The organism is Achromobacter sp. RT286_PF, assembly GCF_059760425.1.
This window is the reverse complement of record NZ_JCBAMR010000011.1, coordinates 1-24,290: the sequence shown is the minus strand read 5'-3', so window position 1 is coordinate 24,290 and position 24,290 is coordinate 1. Positions and strand designations below refer to the sequence as shown.

Genomic DNA, 24,290 nt, shown 5'->3' with positions numbered 1-24,290 from the left:
CACCCGGAGAAACTGGCATGCACGGAACTTTTGGCTGGGATACCCCGCAAATTCTGGATGCGGTTTTCAAGGCTTACGACATACGCGGCACGGTGCCGGACGAAATTGACGCGCGCTTTGCGCACAGCCTGGGCATGGCGGCCGGCACCAAGGCGCGCGAGCTGGGGGCGCGGTCGATGGTGGTGGGGCGCGATGGCCGCTTGAGCAGCGTCGAACTGGCGGCCGCGTTGCAGGCCGGGCTGCGTTCGGCCGGCATGCACGTCATTGACATCGGCATGGCCACCACGCCGATGGTGTATTTCGCCACGCGCCTGATGGACACGGGCGCGGGCATCGCCGTCACGGGCAGCCACAACCCGCCGGCCCACAACGGCTTCAAGATCGTGCTGGACGGCGCGTCGCTGTACGGCGACGGCATCACCGCCTTGCGCGATGCGATGCGCCTGCCGATCGAATCGGCCAGCGTGTCCGGCGGACGCACGCAGATGCAGATCCAGCCCTGCTACGCGGCGCGCCTGGTGGGCGACATCCGCATGGCGCGTCCGATGAAAATCGCCATCGACTGCGGCAGCGGCGTGGCGGGCGCGGTGGCGCCGGCGCTGTTTCGCGCGCTGGGTTGCGAGGTCACCGAACTGTTTTGTGAGGTAGACGGCTCGTTTCCCGGCCACCACCCGGACCCGGCCGACCCGCAAAACCTGCAAGACCTGATTTATTGCCTGCGCTATTCCGATTGCGAGGTTGGGCTGGCGTTCGACGGCGACGGCGACCGGCTGGGCGTGGTGACAAAATCGGGACAGATCATCTGGCCGGACCGGCAGTTGATTTTGTTCGCCCGCGACGTGCTGTCCCGCAACCCCGGCGCGGAGGTCCTCTACGACGTGAAATGCAGCCGCCACGTGGCCCGCGCCATCTTCGAGGCCGGGGGCAAACCCACCATGTGCAAGACCGGGCATTCCCTCATCAAAGCCAAGATGCGCGAGTCGGGAGCGCTACTTGCTGGAGAGATGAGCGGTCACATGTTTTTCAAGGAGCGCTGGTACGGCTTTGACGATGGGATCTACGCCGCCGCCCGGCTGCTGGAAATCCTGTCCGCTGCGCCGGACCCGTCTGCCCTTCTTGAAGGCTTGCCGCAGTCCTGCGCGACCCCCGAAATCAAGCTGGACACCGCCGAAGGCGAACAGTTCGAACTGGTGAAGTTGCTGCGCGAGCAAGGGGAATTCCCCAGCGCGGTCTCCATCAACGATCTGGACGGCGTTCGGGTGGACTACGTCGATGGCTTCGGCCTGGCGCGTCCATCGAACACCACGCCGACGGTGGTTTTGCGTTTTGAAGGAGACACCGTGGCCGCACTGGCCCGGATCGAGGAGGATTTCCGCAACGCGTTCCGGCGCATTGCACCTCTCGTTCGTTTACCGTTCTAAGGAGCATCACGCGATGGGAAAGGCCAATTTTGCGATTGAGGCGTTAAGGGCGGATTCCGGCCTGGCGCAGAGCCCTGAGTGGCAGGCGTTCGCGCAGGCTGCCGAGGCCGCCGAACTTGACGCCAACACGCTTAAAGTCATTGAAGCTGCCGGTTTGTGCGTGGACCTGACCATGCAACGGCAATCGCCCGCGCTGGAAGCGGCCGCACTGAACCTGCTGCAAGCGCGCGGGCTGGCGGACGCCCGCCATGCGCTGTTCACGGGTGAACCCGTCAACTGGACCGAAGGCCGACCCGCCTGGCACACGGCCGTTCGCGCCGGGCGCACGCCCGAGCAACCGGACGGGCTGGACGCCGATTCCGTCTGCGAATATTCGCGCATGAGCGACTTCGTGCGCCGGGTGGACCAGACGGCAGATTTTTCAACCGTGCTCCATATTGGCATCGGCGGCAGCGACTGGGGCCCGCGCCTGGCGGTCCAGGCGTTTGGCGGACCCTCGCAGCGCCGCCAGATCCGCTTCGTGTCCAACATCGACGGCCACGCCTTCCATGACGCGGTGGCGGGCCTGGACCCGCGCCGTTGCCTGGTGGTGATTTCGTCCAAGTCGTTCACCACGTCCGAAACCATGCACAACGCCCGCGCCGCGATTGCGTGGCTCAAGCAGGGTGGGGTGGCGGACGTGTCCGAGCACCTGGCGGCCGTTACCGCCAACGTGTCGGCCGCGCGCGCGCTCGGCGTGCCCGCCAGCCACACGTTCAAGATGTGCGACTGGGTAGGCGGCCGTTATTCCGTGTGGTCGGTGGCCGGCCTGTCGATTGCGCTGACCGTGGGCGCCGACGTGCTGATCGGCATGCGCGCGGGCGCCGAGGCGATGGACCAGCATTTCCAGAACGCCCCGTTCGCCGCGAACGCACCGATCCAACTGGCCTTGGCCGGCTTGGTCAATTGCAGCGTGCTGGGCTACAACTCGCTGAACATTGCCGCGTACAGCGCGCGTCTGCTGCACCTGGTGACCTATTTGCAGCAGCTGGAAATGGAATCGCTGGGCAAGCGTGTCGCGGGTGATGGCACGGCGGTGGGCGTGCCCACGGCTCCGATCATCTGGGGCATGCCGGGCACCGACGGCCAGCACACGTTCTTCCAGTGGTTGCATCAAAGCGAAGACGGTGCGCCGGTGGACTTCATCGCCAGCCTGCAAGGCCACGCCGACAGCCCCGACGCCCATCGCCATCTGCTGGCCAACTGCCTGGCGCAGCGCCAGGCGTTGCTGCGCGGCAAGAACCTGGAGCAGGCGTTGCAGGACGTCGCGCACATCGACGATCAGGAAAAGGCGTTGAGCCTTGCCCAGCACATGGTGCACCCTGGCGGACGGCCGTCCACGCTGATCGTGCTGCGCCAGCTGGACCCGCGTGGCCTGGGCGCCTTGCTGGCCTTGTACGAACACAAGGTGTTCGTGCAAAGCGTGGTGTGGGGCATCAACCCGTTCGACCAGTTCGGCGTGGAGTTGGGCAAGCGCCTGGCCACGGGCATCGACCGCGAACTGGCCGTGCCGGTGTCGGCCGGGGTGGTCGACTGGGGCCATGACGCGTCCACCTCGTACTGGATCGATCGCTATCGCAGCCACACGCAGGCGCCGCGTCCGCGCCATGCGTGGGTGCCGGGCGTGGCGGCGCATCTGTGACGAGCGCCGCCATGTCAGGCATGCACGTACTGGTGACGGGCGGGGCCGGCTACATCGGCACGCACACGCTGATTGCGATGCTGGCGGCGGGCCAGCGGCCGCTGGTGCTGGATAACTTCAGCAACGGCAGCCGCGAGGCCGTGCGCCGCGTCGAACGGCTTTGCGGCCAGCCGATAGCGCTGATAGAAGGCGATATCCGCACCCCCGGCCTGATCGAGCGCGTGCTGTCGGACGCCGCCGCGCGCGGGCAACCGGTGCAGGCGGTGTTGCACCTGGCCGGTTGCAAGGCCGTGGGCGAATCGGTGGCCGACCCGCTCAAGTACTACGACAACAACGTCACGGGTTCGATGGTGTTGCTGCGGGCCATGCGCGAGGCGGGCGTGTCCCGCCTGGTGTTCAGCTCGTCGGCCACCGTCTACGGTGAACCGCAATTCCTGCCGTTTACCGAAGCGCATCCGTTGGCCCCGGCCAATCCGTATGGGCGCACCAAGCTGATGGTCGAGGAGATGCTGCGCGATGTCTGCACGGCCGACCCGTCGTTCAGCGCGGTCACGCTGCGCTACTTCAACCCGATCGGCGCGCATTCCAGCGGGCAGATCGGCGAAAGCCCGCGTGACCTGCCCAACAACCTGTTCCCGTATCTGACCCAGGTAGCGGTAGGCCGCCAGCCGTTCCTGCGCGTCTTCGGCAACGACTACGACACCGTCGATGGCACCGGCGTGCGCGACTACCTGCACGTCATGGACCTGGCGCAAGGGCACGTGCAGGCCCTGACGTACGGTGCCGGCCAGAGCGGCTTTGTCGCCGTGAACCTGGGAACCGGGCACGGCACCAGCGTGCTGGAACTGGTGCGCGCCTTTGAAGCCGCCAGCGGTCTGCGCATACCCGTGCAGATCATGCCGCGCCGGCCGGGCGACGTGGCGCGCACCTGGGCGGACCCGTCGCTGGCCGAGTCGCTGCTGGGCTGGCGCAGCACGTACGACGTGGCGGCGATGTGCGCCGACGGCTGGCGCTGGCAGCAGGGCAATCCACAAGGCTACGAGGCGGACGACGCCAGCCAGGGCGTGCAGGCCGCCGTGGCATAACCCCTATGCCATATCGGAGGCCTGTTGAAAAAGGGGCGCCAGCGGTTACAGTTGACGGGACTATTGCGTAGCACCGTCAATGAGGCATTCCCATGTTTGACATCCATTCTCAGCCCGGGTCCACCCGCCCCGCCCAGGGGCAGTCACGATGAACGGGCCCACCTACATTCCCCCCGCCCACTGGAATCTGGACAGCATCGTGTCCGGCTTGCGCGAAGCGCGCGTCGCCTGGCGCGGCCCGCGCGGCCGCCTGCGCGAAGATTCCGGCCTGCGCGAATTCCCGTCGCAGGAAAGCCTGCGCCAGATCATCAAGGACCTCTGCGGCGCCTTGTTCCCCATGCGGCTTGGCCCGATCGATCTGCGTGAAGAAGTCGAAGACTTCTACGTGGGCCACACCATTGGCGCCGCGCTGGACGCGCTGCTGCATCAGGTCTGTCTTGAACTGCAATACGTCGGCCGGCACGAACACGTCGACCCGGCCGAGACGCAGCGGCGTGCCATCGAAATCGTGCGCCAGTTCGGCGCCGAGCTCCCGCGCGTGCGCGCCGCGCTGGACCTGGACGTGACTGCCGCCTACCAGGGCGACCCGGCCGCGCACAGCGTGGACGAAGTGCTGCTGTGCTATCCCGGCGTGGCGGCAATGATCCATCACCGCCTGGCCAACGTGCTGTACCGGCTGAACGTGCCGATGCTGGCCCGCATCGTGGCGGAAATCGCGCACGCGGATACCGGCATCGACATCCACCCGGGCGCCACCATCGGCCGCAGCTTTTTCATCGATCACGGCACGGGGGTGGTCATCGGCGAAACGGCCATCATCGGCGACCGCGTGCGGCTCTATCAGATGGTGACGCTGGGCGCCAAGCGCTTTCCGCCCGGCGAAAACGGCGAGCTTAAAAAGGGCCTGCCGCGCCACCCGTTGATCGAGGACGACGTCGTCATCTACGCGGGCGCAACCATTCTGGGCCGCGTCACCATCGGCAAGGGCTCGACCATCGGCGGCAACGTCTGGCTGACGCGCAGCGTGCCGCCGGGCAGCAACGTCACGCAGGCCAGCCTGGTCAGCGACATGCCCGATTGTGGGCTGGGCGGCTGAACGCAGCTTAGGAATCAGGATGGACACCCAAGTCTCGGATCTGGCCGCGTTGCGCGGCTTTGTCGACCGCCACCCGCGGCTGTTCGTGCTGACGGGGGCGGGCGTCAGCACCGATTCCGGCATTCCCGACTACCGCGATACCGAAGGCGAATGGAAGCGCAAGCCGCCCATGACGCTGCAAACGTTCATGGGCGACGACCTGGCGCGCGCCCGCTACTGGGCGCGCAGCATGGTGGGCTGGCGTCGCTTTGGCCATGTTCAGCCGAACGAGTCGCATCGTGCCCTGGCGCGGCTGCAAGCGCGCGGCTTGATCACGGTGCTGGTCACGCAGAATGTGGACGGCCTGCACGAAGCGGCCGGCAGCCGGGACGTGGTGGACCTGCACGGCCGTTTGGACGAAGTGCGCTGCATGAATTGCGACTGGCGCGGTGGGCGTGCCGACTGGCAAGACCGCCTGCAAAACGGCAACCCCGCCTGGACGTCGCTGGATGCCACCGACGCGCCGGACGGCGACGCGGACCTGGAAGGCGAAGACTTCTCGCAATTCACCGTGCCGCCGTGCCCGCGCTGCGGTGGCATCGTCAAGCCCGACGTGGTGTTCTTTGGCGAAACGGTGCCGCGCGACCGGGTCGACCGCGCCAATGCCGGCCTGATGAGCGCCGATGCGGTGCTGGTCGTGGGCTCGTCCTTGATGGTGTATTCGGGCTACCGCTTCGTGACTGCCGCGTCACGCAACGGCATGCCGATCGCCGCCATCAACCTGGGCCGCACGCGTGCCGACAGCCTCTTGACCCTGAAGGTGGAACAACCTTGCGCGGTCGCGCTGGAAGCCTTGTAACACGGGTTTTCGGCGGCCGGTTTTTGACCGGTTTAAGCAAGTGCTTGTCCTGTAAGCGTTTTTTGACGCCGTTACAGACCTTTCCATAGGGTTGTCCACAGGAACTGTGGATAATTCCTAGGGAATACCCCTGGTCTTTCGATCATCCCCCGTCCGCGATGTCCACCGCTTCGCCCAGCAACGCGCGGCGGGCGGCGTGCCAGCTGCCGGCATCCGGGGCATACAGCAGGCCGCCGGTGCGGTGCGTGGGCTTGTAGGGCGATCCGTCAAAGCGCGCGGCGTAGCCGCCCGCCTCGCGGTGCAGCAGCCAGCCCGCGGCGTGGTCCCAGGCCGTCAGTTGGTTGTACAGCGCAACGTGGCAATGGCCGGCCGCCAACATGCGGTATTCGTGGGCCGCGCAGCGCAGCGACGCGGTACTGCCCAGGCGCGACAGGTGGCTGTTCACGGTGGTGCGCAGCGGCTCGGGCAGGGCGTCCGTCGAGATCAGGCCGTCCATGTCTTCCAGCGGCGCGGGGCCGGCGACGGTCAACGGCGCCCGGCGCCCATTTTCGTATTCCATCCACGCCCCTTCACCCCGCACGGCCAGCGCGCTGTCGCGGTTGACCGGGTCGTAGATCACGCCCGCGATCACGTCGCCGCGATGGCAGGCGGCGATCATCATGCCGAACAGGGGCAGGCCCGCCACGTAGTTGCGGGTGCCGTCGATGGGGTCGATCAAAAAGGCCAGGTCGGCGTCGACCAGCATGTTCAGCAGCGAAGGGTTGCGCGCGGACGCCTCTTCGCCGATGAGCACGGCGCCCGGGTACAGCTTGGACAGGCGCGCGCCGATCATGCGTTCGGCGGCCTCGTCCGCATCCGTGACCAAGTCGCGCGGTGAACTCTTGCCCCGCACGGCGCCTTCGGGCAGGTTGCGAAAGCGCGGCATGACTTCCACCAGGGCCGTTTCGGCTAGCACGGCGGCAAGCTTGCGGGTGTCCTCAAGGGTAAAGGTTCTGCTCATACGGATCCATTCAGGGAACGCGCAAATCTATCATGCCTGGGCGGCATTTGATCGCGTTTCGCAAGTGACTGGATTGAAAGGACTTTTCCGGGCTGTGCAGGACTTATCTGCCGGGTTGTCCACAGTTGTTGGGGATAAGCGGCGGGGATAGCCGCTCATCCCCGGTGCGCGGCGAGTGCCGCGCACCGGCCGGGGCCTCAGGCGCCCAGGTCCACGCACAGGTACTTGATTTCGAGGTATTCCTCGATGCCGTACTTGGAACCTTCGCGTCCCAGACCCGACTGCTTGACGCCGCCGAACGGGCCGACTTCGTTGGAGATCAGGCCGGTGTTGATGCCGACGATGCCGTATTCCAGCGCTTCGGACACGCGCCAGATGCGGGCGTAGTCGCGCGTGAAGAAGTACGCGGCCAAGCCGAAGATGGTGTCGTTGGCCATGCCGATGACTTCTTCTTCGGTGTCGAAGCGGAACAGCGGGGCCACCGGGCCGAAGGTTTCTTCGGTGGCAAAGCGCATCGCTTGCGTCACGTCGCGCACCACGGTCGGTTCGAAGAACGTGCCGCCCAGCGCATGCGGCTTGCCGCCGGCAATGACCTTGGCGCCGTGCGAGGTGGCGTCGGCGATGTGCTCTTGCACCTTTTCGATGGCGTTCGTGTCGATCAGCGGGCCTTGCGTCACGCCGTCTTCAAAGCCGTCGCCGACCTTCATGGCGTTGACCTTGGCGACCAGGCGCGTGGCGATTTCCTCGTACACGCCGGCTTGCACGTAGATGCGGTTGGCGCACACGCAGGTCTGGCCGGCATTGCGGTACTTCGAGGCCAGGATGCCGTCAACCGCGCGGTCCAGGTCGGCGTCGTCGAACACGATGAACGGCGCGTTGCCGCCCAGTTCCAGCGACAGCTTCTTGATGGTGGGCGCGCATTGCTCCATCAGCGTGCGGCCCACTTCGGTGGAACCGGTGAAGCTCAGCTTGCGCACCACATCGCTTTCGCACAGCGCTGCGCCGATATCGCGCGAGCTGCCGGTGATGACGTGGAACACGCCTGCCGGAACGCCCGCTTCTTCGGCCAGCACGGCCAGCGCCAGCGCCGTCAGCGGCGTCTGCTGGGCGGGCTTGACCACCATCGTGCAGCCGGCGGCCAGTGCCGGACCGACCTTGCGCGTGATCATGGCGGCCGGGAAGTTCCACGGCGTAATGGCGGCGGTGACGCCAATGGGCTGCTTCAGCGCCAACAGGCGTTGGCCCGCCTTCGGGCTTTGCAGCACGTCGCCGTCGATGCGCTTGGCTTCTTCGGCAAACCATTCCAGGAACGATGCGGCGTAGGCGATTTCGCCCGCGGCCTCGGTCACCGGCTTGCCTTGCTCGGACGTCATGATGGCAGCCAGGTCCTGCTGGTTCTGCATCATCAGCTGCGACCACTTCAGCAGGATCGCGGCGCGTTCCTTGCCGGTCTTGGCGCTCCAGGCGGGCAGGGCGGCCTGCGCGCTGGCGATGGCCTGTTCGGTTTCCTTGCGGCCCAGCTTGGGCACGGACACGATGGTCTTGCCGGTGGACGGGTTGTCAACCGGGATCGATGCGCCGTTGCCGGCGCCAACCCACTTGCCGTCGATGTAGCAGGCGTCGCGCAGCAGATCGGGGCGCGACAGGGGATGGGTCAATGCGGTCATTATTGAAGTCTCCTTGATTGGGATTCAACGGGGCCAAGGCAGCGAAAAAAGCGCAACAGTAAAGCGCAGCGGGCGCGGCGGAAAGATCCGCAACGCCCGCAATCACCGTGCCTGTGGCCCAAGAACAGGGTTCAGGCCGTGAACGTCACGCTGCCAGTGCGTCGGACAAAATCGCCAGCGCGCGGTCGAACTGCGCGTCAGGGATGGTCAGCGGGTACAGGAAACGCAGCACGTTGCCGTAAACGCCGCAGCTCAACAGGATAAGCCCTTGTTCCAGCGCGCGGGCCTGCACGCGCTTGACGGCTTCAGCGTCCGGCTTGCCGTTGGCGTCGTTCAGTTCCAGCGCCACCATCGAACCCAGGCCACGCACGTCGGCAATAGCCGGCACCTTGGCGCGCAGGCCTTCCAGGTGGGCGCGCAGCTTTTCGCCCAGTACATTGGCGCGATCGCACAGCTTTTCTTCGGCAATCACGTCCAGCACGGCGTGGGCCGCAGCCACCGCCAGCGGGTTGCCGGCGTAGGTGCCGCCCAGGCCGCCCGCTGCCGGGCCGTCCATGACGTCGGCACGGCCGACCACGCCCGAGATCGGGAAGCCGCCGCCCAGGCTCTTGGCCATGGTGATCAGGTCGGCTTGCACCGAGTGGTGTTCCATGGCGTAGAGCTTGCCGGTGCGGCCAAAGCCCGTTTGCACTTCGTCGGCGATCAGCAGGATGCCGTGCTCGTCGCAGAGCTTGCGCAGCGCGCTCATCAGTTCGGGCGGGGTGATGTTGAAGCCGCCTTCGCCTTGCACCGGTTCAATGATGATCGCGGCGACGCGCTTGGGGTCGATATCGCACTTGAACAGCAGGTCCAGCGCCTTGAGCGAATCGGCAACGGAGATCGACTGCGTGGCGTTGGGGAACGGCACGTGATAGATGTCGCCGGGCATCGGGCCGAACGACAGCTTGTACGGCGCAACCTTGCCGGTCAGCGCCATGCCCAGCATGGTGCGGCCATGGAACGAACCCGAGAACGCGATGACGCCCGAACGGCCCGTGGCCGAACGCGCGATCTTGATGGCGTTTTCAACGGCTTCGACGCCGGTGGTGAAGAAGGCGGTTTTCTTCAGGCCGTCGATGGGGGCCAGGCGGTTGATGCGTTCGGCCAGCGAGATGTAGCTTTCGTACGGAACGATCTGGTAGGCCGTGTGCGTGAAGTTGTCCAGCTGGGCGGCCACGGCGGCCTTGACCTTGGGGTGCAGGTGGCCGGTGTTGAGCACCGCGATGCCGCCCGCGAAATCGATGTATTCCTTGCCGTTGGCGTCCCACAGCGTGGCGTTCTCGGCGCGCACTGCGTAGAAGTCGCACATGACGCCAACGCCGCGCGGCGTGGCCAAAGAACGGCGGGTATTCAGGTCTTGATTCTTCATCTCAGCCTCGATGAACAGGGTGGGCGGGAAAAGCCTTATTTAATGCTACGATGGCCCCATTTGTGGGAACCACTTTGATAAAACAGGTAGAACCAATTGCGGTCCATTGTAGGTGACTTGCTGCTGCTGCGTCTGGCGGACGGATCTAGCGAGCCCATGAACAAGCGCTTGTATCGCGGCATACGCGAAGCGATCCTGGATGGCGCCATCGCCGCCGACTCGCGTTTGCCTGCGTCGCGCGACCTGGCAACAGAGCTGGGCATTGCCCGCAACACCGTGGTCCACGTCTACAGCCAGTTGCTAGCCGAAGGCTATACGCGCAGCCGGCAGGGCAACGGCACGTTCGTCAACGCGTCGGTGCCCGACTCTTACCTGGCCAGCGGCCGGCGCCTGCGCCAGCCCGCGCAAGCGCAACCGGGGCCCGCGCTGTCACCACGCGGCGCGGCCATTGTCGAAGGCGTGTCGGCCTCGCCCTACCAGTGGGGCGCGTTCATGCCCGGCGTGCCCGACCTGACCGAATTCCCCCACAAGAAATTTGGCCGCATCGTCAGCAATTTGTGGCGCAACCCGTCGCCCGATCTGTTGACCTATGCCTACGGCGGCGGCCTGCCGGCGCTGCGCGAAGCGCTGGCCCAGCATCTGGCGCTGACGCGGTCCATTGACTGCGACCCCGACCAGATCATCATCACCGAAGGCTCGCACCAGGCCATCGACCTGACGACGCGCATCCTGGGCGAAGCCGGCGAAACCGCCTGGGTCGAAGACCCCGGCTACTGGGGCGCGCGCACCATCTTGCAAGCCAACGGCCTGCACACCGTGCACCTGCCGGTGGACGAAGAGGGCATGCGCCTGCCCGAACCCGGCGGCACGCCGCCGCGCTTCATCTTCGTCACGCCATCGCACCAATATCCCTTGGGGCCGGTGATGTCGCTGGCGCGCCGCCGGCAATTGCTGGCCGTGGCGCGGCAAAGCGGCAGCTGGATCATCGAAGACGATTACGACAGCGAATTCCGCTTCTCGGGCCGCCCCATCGCCTCGTTGCTGGGCTTGGAGCCCGATGCGCCCGTCATCTATATGGGCACGTTCAGCAAGACGCTGTACCCTGGCCTGCGCGTGGGCTATCTGGTCTTGCCCAAGCCGCTGACCGCCGCGTTCCAGGCGGCGCACGCCGAGCTCTACCGCGAAGGCCATCTGATGACGCACGCGGCGCTGGCCACGTTCATTTCCGAAGGCCATTACGCCGCGCACATCCGTCGCATGCGCATGCTGTACGGGCGACGGCGCGCGATGCTGGTCAACCTGATTGAACGCCGGCTGGGCCCGGACTGGCTGCACCGTGACGCCAGCATGGCGGGGTTGCATCTGGTGCTGACCTTGCCGCTGGACATGGACGACCTGCGCGTGGTGGATGTGGCGCGCAGCAAGGGCGTGCTGACCCGCGCGCTGTCGCGCTATTACGTCAATGCCGAAGGGCGGCGGCCCGGCCTGCTGCTGGGCTATGCCTGCGTGCCGGAAAACGATATTGCGCGCAAGTTCGAGGTGCTGCTGGAAAGCCTGGCCGACGTCGCCCGCAAGCCCGCGGCGGCTTGACCCGGTCCGCCTAAAAAAGCGGCAGCGCCGCGCCGAATGCCGCCGCGTTGCGCATGCCCTGGTCTTCGAAGTTGGTGTTGAAAACGGCATGCGCCTGGCTGCTTTGCGTGGCCAGCCGCGTGAAGCGTTCAACCAGTTCGGCAAGCTCCTGCTCGGTGTATTCATACTGAAAGCGGCCCGACGACGCGCTGCCCGAGGCGTTCCATGCATCGGCATTGCGGCCGTGCAGCCGCAGCAGCGTCAGATCGGGATGCGTGCTTTCCCAGATGGCGGGCACGGTATTTTCAAAGCCCTGCGGTGCGTCCACCACCGTGTGCACCACGCCCAGATCGCGTTCGAAAGCCAGCGTGTCGGCGATGGCGCCCGGGCTGTCGAACCAGCTGCGATGGCGAAATTCCACCGAAATCAAATGCTCTTGCATGCGCGCGGCGCAGTCGGCCACATGCGCGCGTCCCCGCGCGTCGCGCCGGATCCATGGGGGAAATTGAAAATGCACCGCGCCCAGCTTGCCCGGCATCCGCAGTGGTTCCAGCGCGAGCTGATAGCGGCGCCACATTTCATCGCGCAGGTCTTCGGGCATCTGGCGGTGGTAGATGATCGGGTCCGGCCAATCTTCCAGTTCGCGTGCGATGTCCCCGGGCAGGGCGGCCAGCGGCGTCTGGTGGCCGGTGAACAAGCGGAACGCCTTGATGTTGAAGACGAAGTCGTCCGGCGTGCGCTGCGCCCACAGATAGGCGTTGTTGGACGAGGGCAGCGCGTAGTAGCTGGAATCGATTTCCGCCATCGAAAAGCGCGACGCGTAAAAGCGCAGCCGCGCTTCGGCGCCGCGCACGTCGGGCGGGTAAAACCGCCCGCAGGCGAGCAGGGTGGGGTCGGTCCAGGAGGCGGTGCCGGTCAGGATACGCATGGCAAAAGGGTGGCGGATGGGGCGCGGGGCAGGGCGACGACGCTGCTATGATAGCTGGATAAATAGGCAGTCATTTGGCCTACTTGCCGCCATGCCCGATCACGATCCCACTGCCAACACCCGCCCCGATCCCCTTGCCGATCTGAACCCTGCCCAGCGCGAAGCCGCCGAATTCGGCGTGCGGCCGGGCTCAAGTTCGGCCGGGGCCGGGGCCTCCGATGACGGCCCCCTGCTCGTGATTGCGGGGGCGGGATCGGGCAAGACCAACACGCTGGCGCACCGCGTGGCCCACCTGATCCTGAACGGCGCCGACCCCCAGCGCATGCTGCTGCTGACGTTCTCGCGCCGCGCGGCACAGGAAATGGACCGGCGCGTGGGCTCGGTGCTGCAACGCGTGATGAACCTGCGCGGCTCGCAGCAGGCGCCGTCGTTGCCTTGGGCAGGCACCTTCCATGCCATCGGCGCGCGGCTGCTGCGCGACTGCGCACTGCGCATCGGCCTGTCTGAAGCCTTCACCATCCACGATCGCGGCGACGCCGAAGACCTGATGGGCATGGTCCGGCATGAACAAGGCTTGTCATCCACCAAATCGCGTTTTCCCTTGAAGGGCACCTGCCTGGCGATTTATTCGCGCGTGGTCAATAGCCAGACGCCGGTGGCCGACGTGCTGAAAACGTCATTCCCCTGGTGCGCGCAGTGGGAAGAGGAATTGAAGACGTTGTTTCGCGGCTATGTGGCCGCCAAGCAGGACCAGCAGGTGCTCGACTACGACGACCTGCTGCTGTATTGGTCCGAGATGATGACGGACCCGGGCATCGCCGCCGATGTCGGCGCGCGCTTTGACCACGTGCTGGTGGATGAATACCAGGACACGAACCGCCTGCAATCCGCCATTCTGCTGGCCATGAAGCCCGACGGGCGCGGGCTGACAGTGGTGGGCGACGACGCGCAATCCATCTATTCGTTCCGCGCCGCCACCGTGCGCAACATCCTGGATTTTCCGTCGCAGTTTCCCAAACCCGCCCGCGTCATCACGCTGGACCGCAACTACCGGTCGACCCAGCCCATCCTGAACGCATCGAACGCGGTGATCGGCCTGGCCACCGAACGCTTCGCCAAAGACCTCTGGACCGATCGCGTCTCGTCGCAACTGCCCGAACTGGTCACCGTCAGCGACGAGGCCGGACAGGCGCGCTGGGTCGCCGACCAGGTGCTGGCGCAGCGCGAGGGCGGCGCCACGCTCAAGTCGCAAGCGGCTCTATTCCGCACGGCCAGCCATAGCGCCGCGTTGGAACTGGAACTGACCCGGCGCAACATTCCTTTCGTCAAGTTTGGCGGCCTGCGCTTTCTGGAAGCCGCGCACGTCAAGGATCTGCTGTCGCTGTTGCGCTGGGCAGAGAACCCGCGCGGACGCATGGCGGGTTTTCGCGTCGCGCAGTTGATGCCCGGCATCGGTCCGGCCACCGCCGGCAAGCTGATGGACGCCATGGCGGCCAGCGCCGAACCGCTGCGCGCGCTGCGCGAGTTCATGCCCGGCGCGGCGGCCCAACAGGAATGGGGCGCGTTCGCCGACACCTATGCGGCGCTGTGCGACCCGGGCCTGCGCTGGCCGGCCGACGTGGACCTGGCGCTGCGCTGGTACGCCGGCCAGCTTGAACGCCTGTACGACGACGCGCGGGTGCGCAAGACCGACCTGGACCAGCTGGTGCGGCTGGCGGCGGGCTACCCGTCGCGCGAACGCTTTTTGACCGAGCTGACCCTGGACCCGCCCGACGCCACCAGCGACGAATCCGGCGCGCCGTCGCGCGACGAGGACTACATGATCCTGTCCACCATCCACTCGGCCAAGGGCCAGGAATGGAAGGCTGTCTATGTGCTGAACGTGGTCGATGGCTGCATCCCGTCCGACATGAGCACCGGCACCGCCGAAGAGATCGAAGAAGAGCGGCGCTTGTTGTATGTGGCCATGACACGCGCCAAGGAACGGCTGCAACTGATCGTGCCGCAGCGCTTTTACGTGCATCAGCAGACGGGCATGGGCGACCGCCACGTATACGGTTCGCGCACGCGCTACATCACCAACGCGATGCTGCCGCTGTTTGAACACCTGCCTCGGCCGCCCGCGCTGGGCGACCTGCCTGCCGGCGCGCCGCCCAAAGAGGCGCAGGCCCCGGCCATCGACGTGACCCGGCGGGTGCGCAACCTGTTCTCATAGCCTGCGCTATCATCGGCCGATGCCATAAGTTGTGCCGCAGGGCTCGCATTGCCAAAGGGTATCCATGTCTGCTGAAGAGAATTTCGCCGACGTCCACAAGGGCGAGGTGGTGGCGTCCATCGCCTATGTGAACGGCCGCCGCGACCGCGAAGTGCCCATCGATGAAGTCGGCCAGCACATCGGCCGGTATAGCAGCCAGAACAGCGACCAACTAGGCGGCCCATCAGACGGCAAATCAGGCGGCCAATCAGGCGGATTAAGCCCCGGCCAACCGCCCGGCATGCTGTGGATCGGCCTGCGCAACCCCACGCCCGAATTGCTGGCCCGTGTCACCGGTGAACTGGGCGCTTGTGGCAAGAACCAGGAAGAGATGCTTGAACCGCATCGGCGGCCCAAGATCATCGATTACGGCAACATGGTTCTTATCGTGACCATCACCGTCGAGGTCGAGGCCGAACGGCCTGTCTTCGGCGAAACCCAGCTCTTGATCGGCGACGGCTTTCTGGTCACCGTGCGGCGCGGCGCCACGGCGGCGCACAGCCCGCTGCGCGAACGCCTGGAAGCGTCGCCCGACCTGCTCAAGCGCGGCAGCGACTACGTGGCCTCCGAAGTGCTGGACTGGCTGGTCGACCGCTACGTGGCGGCGGCGGGCAAGATCGAAAGCGTGGTCGAAGGCGCCGAACAGAAATTGCTGATCCGTGGCGCCAAGGATTCCGATATCCGCAGGCTGTACCGCCAGCGCCGCGACTTGCTGCGCATTCATACCGTGGTGTCGCCGATGGCGGAAATATGCCGTCGGCTGGCGCGCGTCGAGATGTCGGCCGTGGACGAGCATGCTCGCCCGTACTTCGGCGAGGTCGCCGACCGCGTGCTGCGCGTGGACGAGCTGTTCAACGCGTTGCGCGAATCGCTGGCGTTCGCCTTCGAAGCCAGCCTCATGATCGGCCAGGCGGCGCAGAACGACACGACGCGCAAGCTGGCGTCCTGGGCCGCCATCCTGGCCGTGCCCACCGCGATTGCCGGCATCTATGGCATGAACTTCGAATTCATGCCGGAACTGAAGTCGCCCCTGGGCTATCCCATCACGCTGGGCGTCATCGCGTCGATCTGTTCGGTGTTGTACTGGCGGTTCCGCAAGTCCGGCTGGCTATGAAAGGCAGGCGGGGAACAGCGGGCAACGCAGGCCGGCAAGCCAGCCGGCGCGGCAGGGGCGGCGCGACGTCCAGCAAGGCAAGCGACCGGGATATTTTCCGCACGGTCGATTAACGAAAAACCGGGCCGCCTGTGGCACACTTGCCGCGTTTCTTACCTGGAGGCCGGCCGGTGCGTGGCAAACCCCCATTTCGCGGCGGCGGCAAGCTGACCGCCCTGATCGTTGCCTTGATTCTTGCGGCGGCGGGCGCCATCGTCAATTGGCTACAGCCGTCGGGGCAGGGCGATTCGCCCCGCCCGTCGCGTCCGCCCTCGGCCGAAGGGCGCCCGCCTGCGGCCGACGGCATTCCGCCCGGCAGCTACACGCTGACCGGCGCGATCGTCAACGTGGCCGACGGCGACACCGTCACGCTGCGCGCTCGCGATGGCCAGCGCCGCATCCGCATGGACAGCATCGATGCGCCTGAAGAAGGCCACGGCGCCGACCAGCCCGGCCAACCCTTTGCCGAAGCGTCCCGCAAGAATCTGGCGGATCTGGTCGCCGGCAAGACCCTGACCGCCCAATGCTACGAACAAGATCAGTACGGCCGCGACGTCTGCGCGCTGATTCTGGATGACGGCCGCTCGGTCAACCGTTTGCAGGTGCAGTCCGGCTACGCCTGGGCCTACACCGCCAGGCGCGGCGATTACCTGCGCGACAAGGCCATGACGAGCTTGCAACGCCAAGCCCAGGACGCCAAGCGCGGCCTATGGGCCAAAGAGGGCGCCATGCAGCCCTGGAAATGGCGCTATGACTGCTGGCGCCAGCGCCAGTGCGGGTGATGAGGGGCGGTCGCCGCCCCTTGCACCCGCTAGGGCATGCCTGGGTACTGGCTGCGTCCCGCCTTTGCTATCCTCTGTCGCAACGTTTTGAAGGGAAGGTTTCCATGCTTGCAATGAAGCGGCTCAGGGCGACAGCCATGCTGATGTTGCTGGCGCTGGCGGGCTGCTCTCAAGAAAGCCCCATCAACAGCCCGTATCCGTCCGGCGCCGAAAGCCAGAACACGCTTTATTCCGCGTTTGTCCAGCGTTCGCCCAAATACCTGGACCCGGCAAGCTCTTATTCCGGCGACGAAACCCCTTATACCTACAACATCTACGAGCCGTTGTACGGGTATCACTACCTGAAGCGGCCGTACGAGCTGGTGCCCCGCGCCGCGCAATCCATTGATCCGCCTCAGTATCTGGACGCCCAGGGCAAGCCCTTGCCCGCCGATGCGCCGGGCGAACAAATCGCCGAAAGCATCTACGACATCAAGATACGCCCGGGCGTGCGCTACCAGCCGCACCCCGCGTTCGCCCGCAAGACCGACGGCAGCTACGACTACTTCCCGATTTCCGAAGACGACCTCAAAGACAAGTACTACATCCCCGACTTTCCTCGCACCGGCACGCGCGAACTCACGGCGGACGACTACGTCTACGCGTTTCGCCGTCTGGCCAGCCCGCGCGTGGTGTCGCCCATCTATTCGGTGATGGCGGACCACGTGGTAGGCATGCAGGAATACGGCGACCGGCTGCGCAAACGCGACCGGGACTTGCGCCGCGATCTGTCCGGCGGCGGCGCCGCCTCGTGGCTGGACCTGCGCGATGCCGACGGCTTTACCGGCATCCAGGCGCTGGACCCGCACACGCTGCGCATTCGCGTCAAAGGCAAGTACCCGCAGTTCAAATACTGGCTGGCCATGACGTTCACGGCGCCCATCCCCTGGGAGGCCGACCGCTTCTACAGCCAGCCGGGCATGGCCGCGCATGACCTGTCGTTGAACACCTGGCCGGTCGGCACCGGCCCGTACATGATGGCGGAATCGTTGCAGAACCGTCGCCACGTGCTGGTGCGTAACCCCAACTTCCACGGCGAAGCCTACCCCTGCGAGGGCGCACCCGGCGACAAGGAAGCCGGCATGCTGGCCGACTGCGGCAAGCCCACGCCCTTTATCGACCGCGCCGTGTTCAGCCTGGAAAAAGAAGCCATCCCGCTGATCGGCAAATTCATGCAGGGCTATTACGACGTGCCGCAAATCGAACGCGGCGAATACGGCGTGGCCATGCTGGTGGCGGCGGGCGACAGCCAGGACAAGGCCAAGCAGTACCGCGAACACGGCATTCGCCTGCCCACCACGGTGGAAACCGCCAACTGGTACATGGGCTTTAACTGGCTGGACCCGGTGGTGGGCAAGGGCGACACGCCCGAGCAGGCGGAAAAGAACCGCAAGCTGCGCCAAGCCATCAGCATCGTGTTCGACTGGGAAGAATTCGTTACCGTGTTCGAAAACGATCAGGCGTCCGTGGCCCAGGGCCCGGTGCCGCCCGGGGTGCTGGGCTACCGCGATCCGCCTGAGGGCGTGAACCCGGTGGTCTACGACCTGGTTGACGGCAAACCCGTGCGCAAGTCGGTCGACGTGGCCAAGCGGCTCTTGGCCGAGGCCGGTTACCCCGACGGCCGCAACGCCAAGACCGGCGCGCCGCTGGTGCTGTATTACGACGCCATGCAGGGCGGCGGGTCGAACCCGCGCTTTGACTGGATGCGCCGGCAGATGGCCAAGATTGGCGTACAGCTGGACGTGCGTTCCACTGACTACAACCGCTTCCAGGACAAGATGACGCGCGGCGCCGCGCAGATCTTCCTGTGGGGCTGGAACGCGGATTACCCCGACGCCGAAAACTTCCTGTTCCTGCTGTACGGCCCCAACGCCAAGGCGCGGGGGGGCGGCGAGAACGCAGCCAACTACCAAAGCCCGGAATTCGACAAGCTGTTCGAACAGATGAAGTTCCTGGACGACGGCCCCCAGAAAGAACAGCTGATCGCCAAGATGGTGGCGGTGGTGCAGCGGGATGCGCCGTGGATGTTCGGCTATTTTCCGATGTCGGGCGGCGCCTATCAGCAGTGGGTCGGCAACGCCAAGCCCACGCAGATGGTGCGCAACACGCTGCAATACATGAAGATCGATCCCGCGCTGCGCCAGCAGAAGATCGATGAATGGAACGTCCCAAGATGGTGGCCGATCGGCCTGTTCGTGCTGCTGTTGGCGCTGGCGATCTGGCCTTCGTACGTGGCGCTCAAGCGCCGCGAACGCCAGACCGCCTTCGGCCCGGCGGTGCGCAAGGAGCATCAATCATGATCGGCTATGTGATTCGCCGGCTGCTGTATGGCGTGCTGATCCTGATCGGCGTCAACCTGTTCACCTTCATCCTGTTCTTTGCCGTGAACACGCCCGACGATATGGCGCGCCTGGCTATCGGCGGGCAGCGCGCCAGTCAGGACGCGGTGGAAAAATGGAAGGTCGAACGCGGCTACGACAAGCCGCTGTTCTTCAACGAGCGCGCGCAAGGCACGGCGCAACTGACCGACACCATCTTCTACCAGCGCTCGGTGCCGCTGCTGGCCATGGAATTCGGCGCATCGGACAGCGGGCGCGACATCGGCCGCGAGATCCAGACGCGCATGGGCCCCAGCCTGGCGCTTGCCGTGCCTACCTTCATCCTGGGGTTGTTCGTCAGCATCGTGTTTTCGTTGACGCTGGTGTATTTTCGCGCCACGCGGCTGGACTTCTGGGGCGTCGTGGTGTGCGTGCTGCTGCTGTCCATTTCCAGCCTGTTCTACATCATCGCGGGGCAATGGGTGTTCGCCAAGCTGATGCGGCTGGTGCCGTTCTCGGGGTTTTCGGGCGGGCTGGACGTGGTCAAGTTCCTGGCGCTGCCGGTGCTGATCGCCATCGTGTCGCGGCTGGGCCCCGAGGCGCGCTTCTACCGCACGCTGTTCCTGGAAGAGATCGGCAAAGACTACGTGCGCACCGCGCGCGCCAAGGGCCTGGCCGAACGCGTCGTGCTGTTTCGCCACGTGCTGCGCAACGCGATGCTGCCCATCCTGACCAGCACGGTGGCCGCCTTGCCGCTGCTGTTCATGGGCAGCCTGATCGCCGAGTCTTTCTTCGGCATCCCGGGCCTGGGCAGCTACACCATCGACGCCATCAACGCGCAGGACTTTTCCGTGGTGCGCGCCATGGTGTTCCTGGGCGCCGCGCTCTATATCGTGGGGCTGATCCTGGCCGACATTTCCTACACGCTGGCTGACCCCCGCGTTCGATTCGAGTAGCCGCCATGCCCAAGATCGTCTTCCTTTGGACCGACATCGCGCTGTGGCTCATGGTGCTGGGTGCGCTGGCCTATGTCTGGCACGTGCGCCGCAGCCCCAACCTGCGCGCCACCTGGGGGCGCATTGCGCGTGACACGCCGGCGATGTGCTCGGCCGTCATTCTTGCCGCCTTCACCGTGGTGGGCTTGCTCGATTCCGTGCACTATCGGCCACAACTGCCGCCCGCGCCGGGTGCCGCCGCCGACGCCGCGCCCATCTACGCGCCCGTGGTCAAGTCGGCGCTGGACGGCTTGTTGGCCGGCACGGTGCTGACGCAGCCCGAAAGAAATTACTCGCAGCCGTTGGCCGTGAAGCTGTTCTTGAAAGAAACGATGCTGGTCAACGACAAGCCGGTGCGCGATTTCCCGCGGTTGCGCGGCGCCGCCACGCATGTGAGCGATCCGGATACCCAGCACGTGCCTGACGTGTTGAAGCGCCTGGGCTGGGGCCTGGCCGGCGGCTTGGCTGTTGCGCTATTGTCCGCCGCCGTGTTGTTTGCCTTGCTGGCGCGGCGCGCGCAGTCGGCCAGGCAGGCGGCGCATATCCTGCTGGGCGGCGATTCAGACGTGCCCTGGCGCGCCATGGCCATCACCTTCACGCTGCTGTGCCTGACGGCCGGGGCGCTGGCCGGCCTGTCCAGCGGCTACCACGCGCTGGGCACCGACCGCATCGGCAACGACGTGTTGTGGCAGGCGCTTAAAAGCATTCGCACGGCGCTAGTCATCGGCAGCCTGACCACCATCGCCATGCTGCCGCCCGCCATCATCTTCGGCATCGCGGCCGGGTATTTCAAGGGCAAGGTCGACGACGCCATCCAGTACCTGTACACCACCATCACGTCGATTCCCGGCGTGCTGCTGGTGGCCGCCTGCGCGCTGATGATGCAGGTGTATATCGACAACCATGCCGACCTTTTCGACACCTCCGTCGCCCGCGCCGACCTGCGCCTGTTCCTGCTGTGCATGATTCTTGGGCTGACCGGCTGGGCGGGCCTGTGCCGCCTGCTGCGCGCCGAAACCCTCAAGCTGCGCGAACTGGAATACGTGCAGGCGGCGCGTGCCTTTGGCGTGTCGCACTGGCGCATCATGACGCGCCACCTGCTGCCCAACGTGGCGCACCTGGTGCTGATTACGGTGGTGCTGGAATTTTCGGGGCTGGTTCTGTACGAGGCCGTGCTGTCCTACCTGGGCATCGGCGTGGACCCCAGCATGAATTCCTTTGGTTCGATGATTGACGGGGCGCGGCTGGAAATGTCCCGCGATCCCATGATCTGGTGGAGCCTGATGACCGCATTCCTGTTCATGCTGGCGCTGGTGCTGGCGGCCAACCTGTTTGCCGATGCTGTGCGGGATGCGTTCGACCCGCGCACGCGCCGCTACAAACCCAGCCGCATGGCGCGTCTGGGCGGCTGGTTTGGCCGCCGCCAGACGCTGGCCGCCGAGCCGCGCCCATCGAAGTCCGGAGAAGCCCCATGAGCCAGGATTCCATCTTGCTGGACGTGCGCGGCCTGGATGTGGACATTGCCGGGGAATCCGGCATGACGCATGCGGTCAAGCGCCTTGAGCTGGCTATTGCCCAACGCCAGACCTTCGCGCTGGTGGGCGAATCGGGCTGCGGCAAGAGCATGACGGCGCTGGCGCTGTTACGCTTGCTGCCCGACGCGGGCCGCATCGTGGGCGGGCAGATCGACCTGGATGGCCAGGACCTGAACCGCCTGCCCGAAAGCGCAATGCGCGGCGTGCGCGGCGGCCGCATCGGCATCATTTTCCAGGAGCCGTCCACCAGCCTGAACCCGGTCATGCGCGTGGGCGACCAGATCATCGAAACGCTGACGGCGCATACGCCCCTGCGCGGCGCGGCGGCGCGCGCGCGCGCCATCGACTGGCTGCGCCGCGTGGGCATCCCCGAGCCCGAGCGCCGCGTGGACGACTACCCGTTTCAATTTTCGGGCGGGCAAAAACAGCGCGTCATGATTGCCATCGCCTTGGCGGCCGAGCCGCTGTTGTTGATCGCCGACGAACCCACTACCGCGCTGGACGTCACCGTGCAGGCGCAGGTGCTGGACTTGCTTGCCGATATCCAGCGCGAAATGGGCATGGCCGTGATGTTGATCACGCACGACCTGGCCGTGGTCAAGAACGTGGCGCATCACGTCGCCCTGATGCGTGGCGGTGAAATCGTGGAAAGCGCCAGCGCCGAAGAATTCTTCCGCGCACCCAAGCATCCGTACGCACGGCAGTTGTTCGAAGCCATTCCCACGTTCGACAAGCGCGGCGCGCCGCTGTCCCAGCAAGGCCGCGAGGCCAGCGCGGGCAAGGCCGTGCGCGCCCGCCCACGCGCGCCCGGTAACGCGGGCGACATGGTGCTGGACGTACAAGACCTGAAGGTGCACTACCCCGTGCGCAAGGGGCCGTTGCGGCGTGTCGTGTCCTGGGTCAAGGCGGTGGACGGCGTCACCTTTACGCTGCGCGCGGGCGAGACGCTGGCCTTGCTGGGCGAGTCCGGTTGCGGCAAGACAACCACCGGCAAGGCGCTATTGCGCCTGATCGACGGCGCGCGCATTTCGGGCCGCGCCATGCTGCAAGGCAAGGACTTGCTGAGCGCCGACCGCCGCACGCTGCGCAACCTGCGGCAAGACATCCAGATCGTGTTCCAGGACCCTTATGCGTCGCTGGATCCGCGCATGCGCGTGGGCGATATCCTGGATGAAGGCCTGGCATCGTTACGGCGCTCAATGAGCCCGCAAGCACGCGCCGCGCATGCCGCGCAGTTGATTGAACGCGTCGGCTTGCCGGCCAACACGCTGACACGCTACCCGCACGAATTTTCGGGCGGGCAGCGCCAACGCATCGCCATCGCGCGGGCGCTTGCCGTCGAGCCCAAGGTCCTGATCTGCGACGAACCTACGTCCGCGCTGGACGTGTCCGTGCAGGCGCAGATCCTGGACCTGCTGCGTGAACTCCAGGACGAGCTGGGCATCGCCTACCTGTTCATCACGCATAACTTCGGCGTGGTGGAATATCTGGCGGACCGCATCGCGGTTATGGACGGTGGCCGCATCGTCGAGCTGGGCGATGCCGATACCGTGCTGCATGCGCCGCGCCAGCCACTGACTCAGCGCCTGCTTGCGGCGGTGCCGCGCTTGCAGTTCGGCTCATAAAAAACGCGCCCTGATCCGCAAGGATGCAGGGCGCGTGGCAGGCTGGCGTCCGGGCAGGACGCCAGCCGCGTCACAGCTCGTGATGGGACGTCGGCGTTTCCAGCCAGACCAGCGTGTCGTGCCGCAAGGCGCGCACGCATTGCGCCAGGAAGGCATGCACGGTTTCCAGTTCGGTGGTGTCGTAGCGTCGCGCCATCAACATCACCGCGTCAGTGACCCACTGGCGTTCCTGCGCCAGATGCTGGCACTGTTCCTCGACCGGCCGGATCACGATCATCCGGCGGTCCAGCGGGTGGCGGCCACGTTGCACATAACCTGCCGCCTCCAGCCGGTTGATCAAGGCGGTGGCGCCGCCCGAACTGATTCCCATCAGCTGTGCCAGTTGCCCGGTGGGCAAGGCGTCGAATTCCATCACTAATTCCAGCGCTTTCAGATCCGCCAGGGGGATGCCCAGCTTGTCTGCCAGGGCCGACTGGCACGCGGCGTTGTACACCGAGAACTGTCGACCCAACATCAGGGCGATATCGTCGAGCATGCCTGGGCGCAATTCATTCGTGCGGGATTCTGGCATAACAGTCACATGCTCATGGTGGGCGATCGTTTCTTGTTGCAGCATGATTTCGCTCCTAGGCGGATCAGTTGTTTACTTCTTGGCCAAGCCGCCGAGCAAACCGCCCAGCAACCCGCCGTTGGCAGCGCCACCCGAGGTGCCGCCCGCCGTTGAACCGCCGGTCAAGCTGCTGGTAACCCCACCCAGCAAACCGCCCAGCAGACCCCCGTTACTTGCCGTGCCGGCACCCGCCGCACCGCCGGCTGCCGCGCCGGCCGCGCCACCCGCACTGACGCCGGCACTGGCGCCCGTACCTGTCGTCGCACCGACCGACACGCCACCCGCC

19 protein-coding genes are annotated in these 24,290 nt (G+C 65.9%); 13 read left to right on the top strand and 6 right to left on the bottom strand.

Annotated features, from left to right (window positions below; translation table 11 throughout):
* The first annotated feature begins 17 nt into the window (after positions 1 to 17).
* The 5 genes from AC6LJY_RS11405 (at position 18) to AC6LJY_RS11385 (ending at position 6,121) form a co-directional block, all read left to right on the top strand.
* Positions 18 to 1,421 carry a phosphomannomutase/phosphoglucomutase gene (locus AC6LJY_RS11405; RefSeq protein ID WP_046804109.1) on the top strand — a complete coding sequence of 468 codons (1,404 nt, stop codon included), beginning with the start codon at positions 18 to 20 and terminating at the stop codon, positions 1,419 to 1,421.
* A 13-nt stretch (positions 1,422 to 1,434) separates the two neighbouring features.
* Positions 1,435 to 3,102 carry a glucose-6-phosphate isomerase gene (gene pgi / locus AC6LJY_RS11400; protein WP_046804108.1) on the top strand — a complete coding sequence of 556 codons (1,668 nt, stop codon included), beginning with the start codon at positions 1,435 to 1,437 and terminating at the stop codon, positions 3,100 to 3,102.
* A gap of 11 nt (positions 3,103 to 3,113) precedes the next feature.
* Positions 3,114 to 4,187, top strand: coding sequence for a UDP-glucose 4-epimerase GalE (gene galE / locus AC6LJY_RS11395; protein WP_498135971.1), 1,074 nt, complete (start codon positions 3,114 to 3,116; stop codon positions 4,185 to 4,187).
* A 148-nt stretch (positions 4,188 to 4,335) separates the two neighbouring features.
* Positions 4,336 to 5,283: a serine O-acetyltransferase EpsC gene (gene epsC / locus AC6LJY_RS11390; protein ID WP_046804107.1), complete on the top strand. Its 948-nt coding sequence runs from the start codon at positions 4,336 to 4,338 to the stop codon at positions 5,281 to 5,283.
* A 19-nt stretch (positions 5,284 to 5,302) separates the two neighbouring features.
* On the top strand, positions 5,303 to 6,121 hold the full coding sequence (locus AC6LJY_RS11385) for an NAD-dependent protein deacetylase (protein ID WP_120156368.1): 819 nt from the start codon (positions 5,303 to 5,305) through the stop codon (positions 6,119 to 6,121).
* Positions 6,122 to 6,263: 142 nt separating this feature from the next.
* Here AC6LJY_RS11385 and AC6LJY_RS11380 read toward each other — a convergent pair whose 3' ends face one another.
* The 3 genes from AC6LJY_RS11380 to AC6LJY_RS11370 form a co-directional block, all read right to left on the bottom strand.
* Positions 6,264 to 7,121 carry an inositol monophosphatase family protein gene (locus AC6LJY_RS11380; protein WP_498135970.1) on the bottom strand — a complete coding sequence of 286 codons (858 nt, stop codon included), beginning with the start codon at positions 7,119 to 7,121 and terminating at the stop codon, positions 6,264 to 6,266.
* A 197-nt stretch (positions 7,122 to 7,318) separates the two neighbouring features.
* Positions 7,319 to 8,788, bottom strand: coding sequence for an NAD-dependent succinate-semialdehyde dehydrogenase (locus tag AC6LJY_RS11375; protein ID WP_498135969.1), 1,470 nt, complete (start codon positions 8,786 to 8,788; stop codon positions 7,319 to 7,321).
* A 145-nt stretch (positions 8,789 to 8,933) separates the two neighbouring features.
* Positions 8,934 to 10,196 (bottom strand): 4-aminobutyrate--2-oxoglutarate transaminase, encoded by a 1,263-nt coding sequence (locus AC6LJY_RS11370; protein ID WP_046804103.1) that lies wholly within the window; start codon positions 10,194 to 10,196, stop codon positions 8,934 to 8,936.
* A 96-nt stretch (positions 10,197 to 10,292) separates the two neighbouring features.
* Here AC6LJY_RS11370 and pdxR point away from each other — a divergent pair, with 96 nt between their 5' ends.
* Positions 10,293 to 11,786 carry a MocR-like pyridoxine biosynthesis transcription factor PdxR gene (gene pdxR / locus AC6LJY_RS11365; RefSeq protein ID WP_370512735.1) on the top strand — a complete coding sequence of 498 codons (1,494 nt, stop codon included), beginning with the start codon at positions 10,293 to 10,295 and terminating at the stop codon, positions 11,784 to 11,786.
* Positions 11,787 to 11,796: 10 nt separating this feature from the next.
* Here the strand turns inward: pdxR and AC6LJY_RS11360 are convergent, their stop codons facing one another.
* The gene (locus AC6LJY_RS11360) at positions 11,797 to 12,693 is read right to left on the bottom strand and encodes a DUF72 domain-containing protein (protein ID WP_498135968.1); all 897 of its coding nucleotides are present in this window, start codon (positions 12,691 to 12,693) and stop codon (positions 11,797 to 11,799) included.
* Between the two features lie 91 nt (positions 12,694 to 12,784).
* Here AC6LJY_RS11360 and AC6LJY_RS11355 point away from each other — a divergent pair, with 91 nt between their 5' ends.
* The 7 genes from AC6LJY_RS11355 to AC6LJY_RS11325 all read left to right on the top strand — a co-directional run bounded on the left by AC6LJY_RS11355 (position 12,785) and on the right by AC6LJY_RS11325 (position 23,394).
* Positions 12,785 to 14,908 (top strand): ATP-dependent helicase, encoded by a 2,124-nt coding sequence (locus AC6LJY_RS11355; RefSeq protein ID WP_498135967.1) that lies wholly within the window; start codon positions 12,785 to 12,787, stop codon positions 14,906 to 14,908.
* Positions 14,909 to 14,972: 64 nt separating this feature from the next.
* Complete coding sequence (locus AC6LJY_RS11350; protein WP_120156364.1) at positions 14,973 to 16,061, top strand: magnesium and cobalt transport protein CorA; 1,089 nt, start codon at positions 14,973 to 14,975, stop codon at positions 16,059 to 16,061.
* A gap of 170 nt (positions 16,062 to 16,231) precedes the next feature.
* Positions 16,232 to 16,882: a thermonuclease family protein gene (locus AC6LJY_RS11345; RefSeq protein WP_498135966.1), complete on the top strand. Its 651-nt coding sequence runs from the start codon at positions 16,232 to 16,234 to the stop codon at positions 16,880 to 16,882.
* A 104-nt stretch (positions 16,883 to 16,986) separates the two neighbouring features.
* On the top strand, positions 16,987 to 19,221 hold the full coding sequence (locus AC6LJY_RS11340) for an ABC transporter substrate-binding protein (RefSeq protein ID WP_498135965.1): 2,235 nt from the start codon (positions 16,987 to 16,989) through the stop codon (positions 19,219 to 19,221).
* A complete protein-coding gene (locus tag AC6LJY_RS11335) occupies positions 19,218 to 20,195 on the top strand; it encodes an ABC transporter permease (protein WP_104144273.1) in 978 nt (325 codons plus the stop codon). Before AC6LJY_RS11340 ends, AC6LJY_RS11335 begins: the two co-directional genes overlap by 4 nt.
* Before the next feature lie 5 nt (positions 20,196 to 20,200).
* On the top strand, positions 20,201 to 21,709 hold the full coding sequence (locus tag AC6LJY_RS11330; protein ID WP_498135964.1) for an ABC transporter permease: 1,509 nt from the start codon (positions 20,201 to 20,203) through the stop codon (positions 21,707 to 21,709).
* The gene (locus AC6LJY_RS11325; RefSeq protein WP_498135963.1) at positions 21,706 to 23,394 is read left to right on the top strand and encodes an ABC transporter ATP-binding protein; all 1,689 of its coding nucleotides are present in this window, start codon (positions 21,706 to 21,708) and stop codon (positions 23,392 to 23,394) included. The genes AC6LJY_RS11330 and AC6LJY_RS11325 overlap by 4 nt, the downstream gene beginning before the upstream one ends.
* A gap of 70 nt (positions 23,395 to 23,464) precedes the next feature.
* Here AC6LJY_RS11325 and AC6LJY_RS11320 read toward each other — a convergent pair whose 3' ends face one another.
* Both AC6LJY_RS11320 and AC6LJY_RS11315 read right to left on the bottom strand, forming a co-directional pair.
* Positions 23,465 to 24,010, bottom strand: coding sequence for a MarR family winged helix-turn-helix transcriptional regulator (locus AC6LJY_RS11320; protein WP_498135962.1), 546 nt, complete (start codon positions 24,008 to 24,010; stop codon positions 23,465 to 23,467).
* Positions 24,011 to 24,037: 27 nt separating this feature from the next.
* A partial coding sequence (locus AC6LJY_RS11315; RefSeq protein WP_498135961.1) for a hypothetical protein occupies positions 24,038 to 24,290 on the bottom strand: 253 nt, incomplete at its 5' end.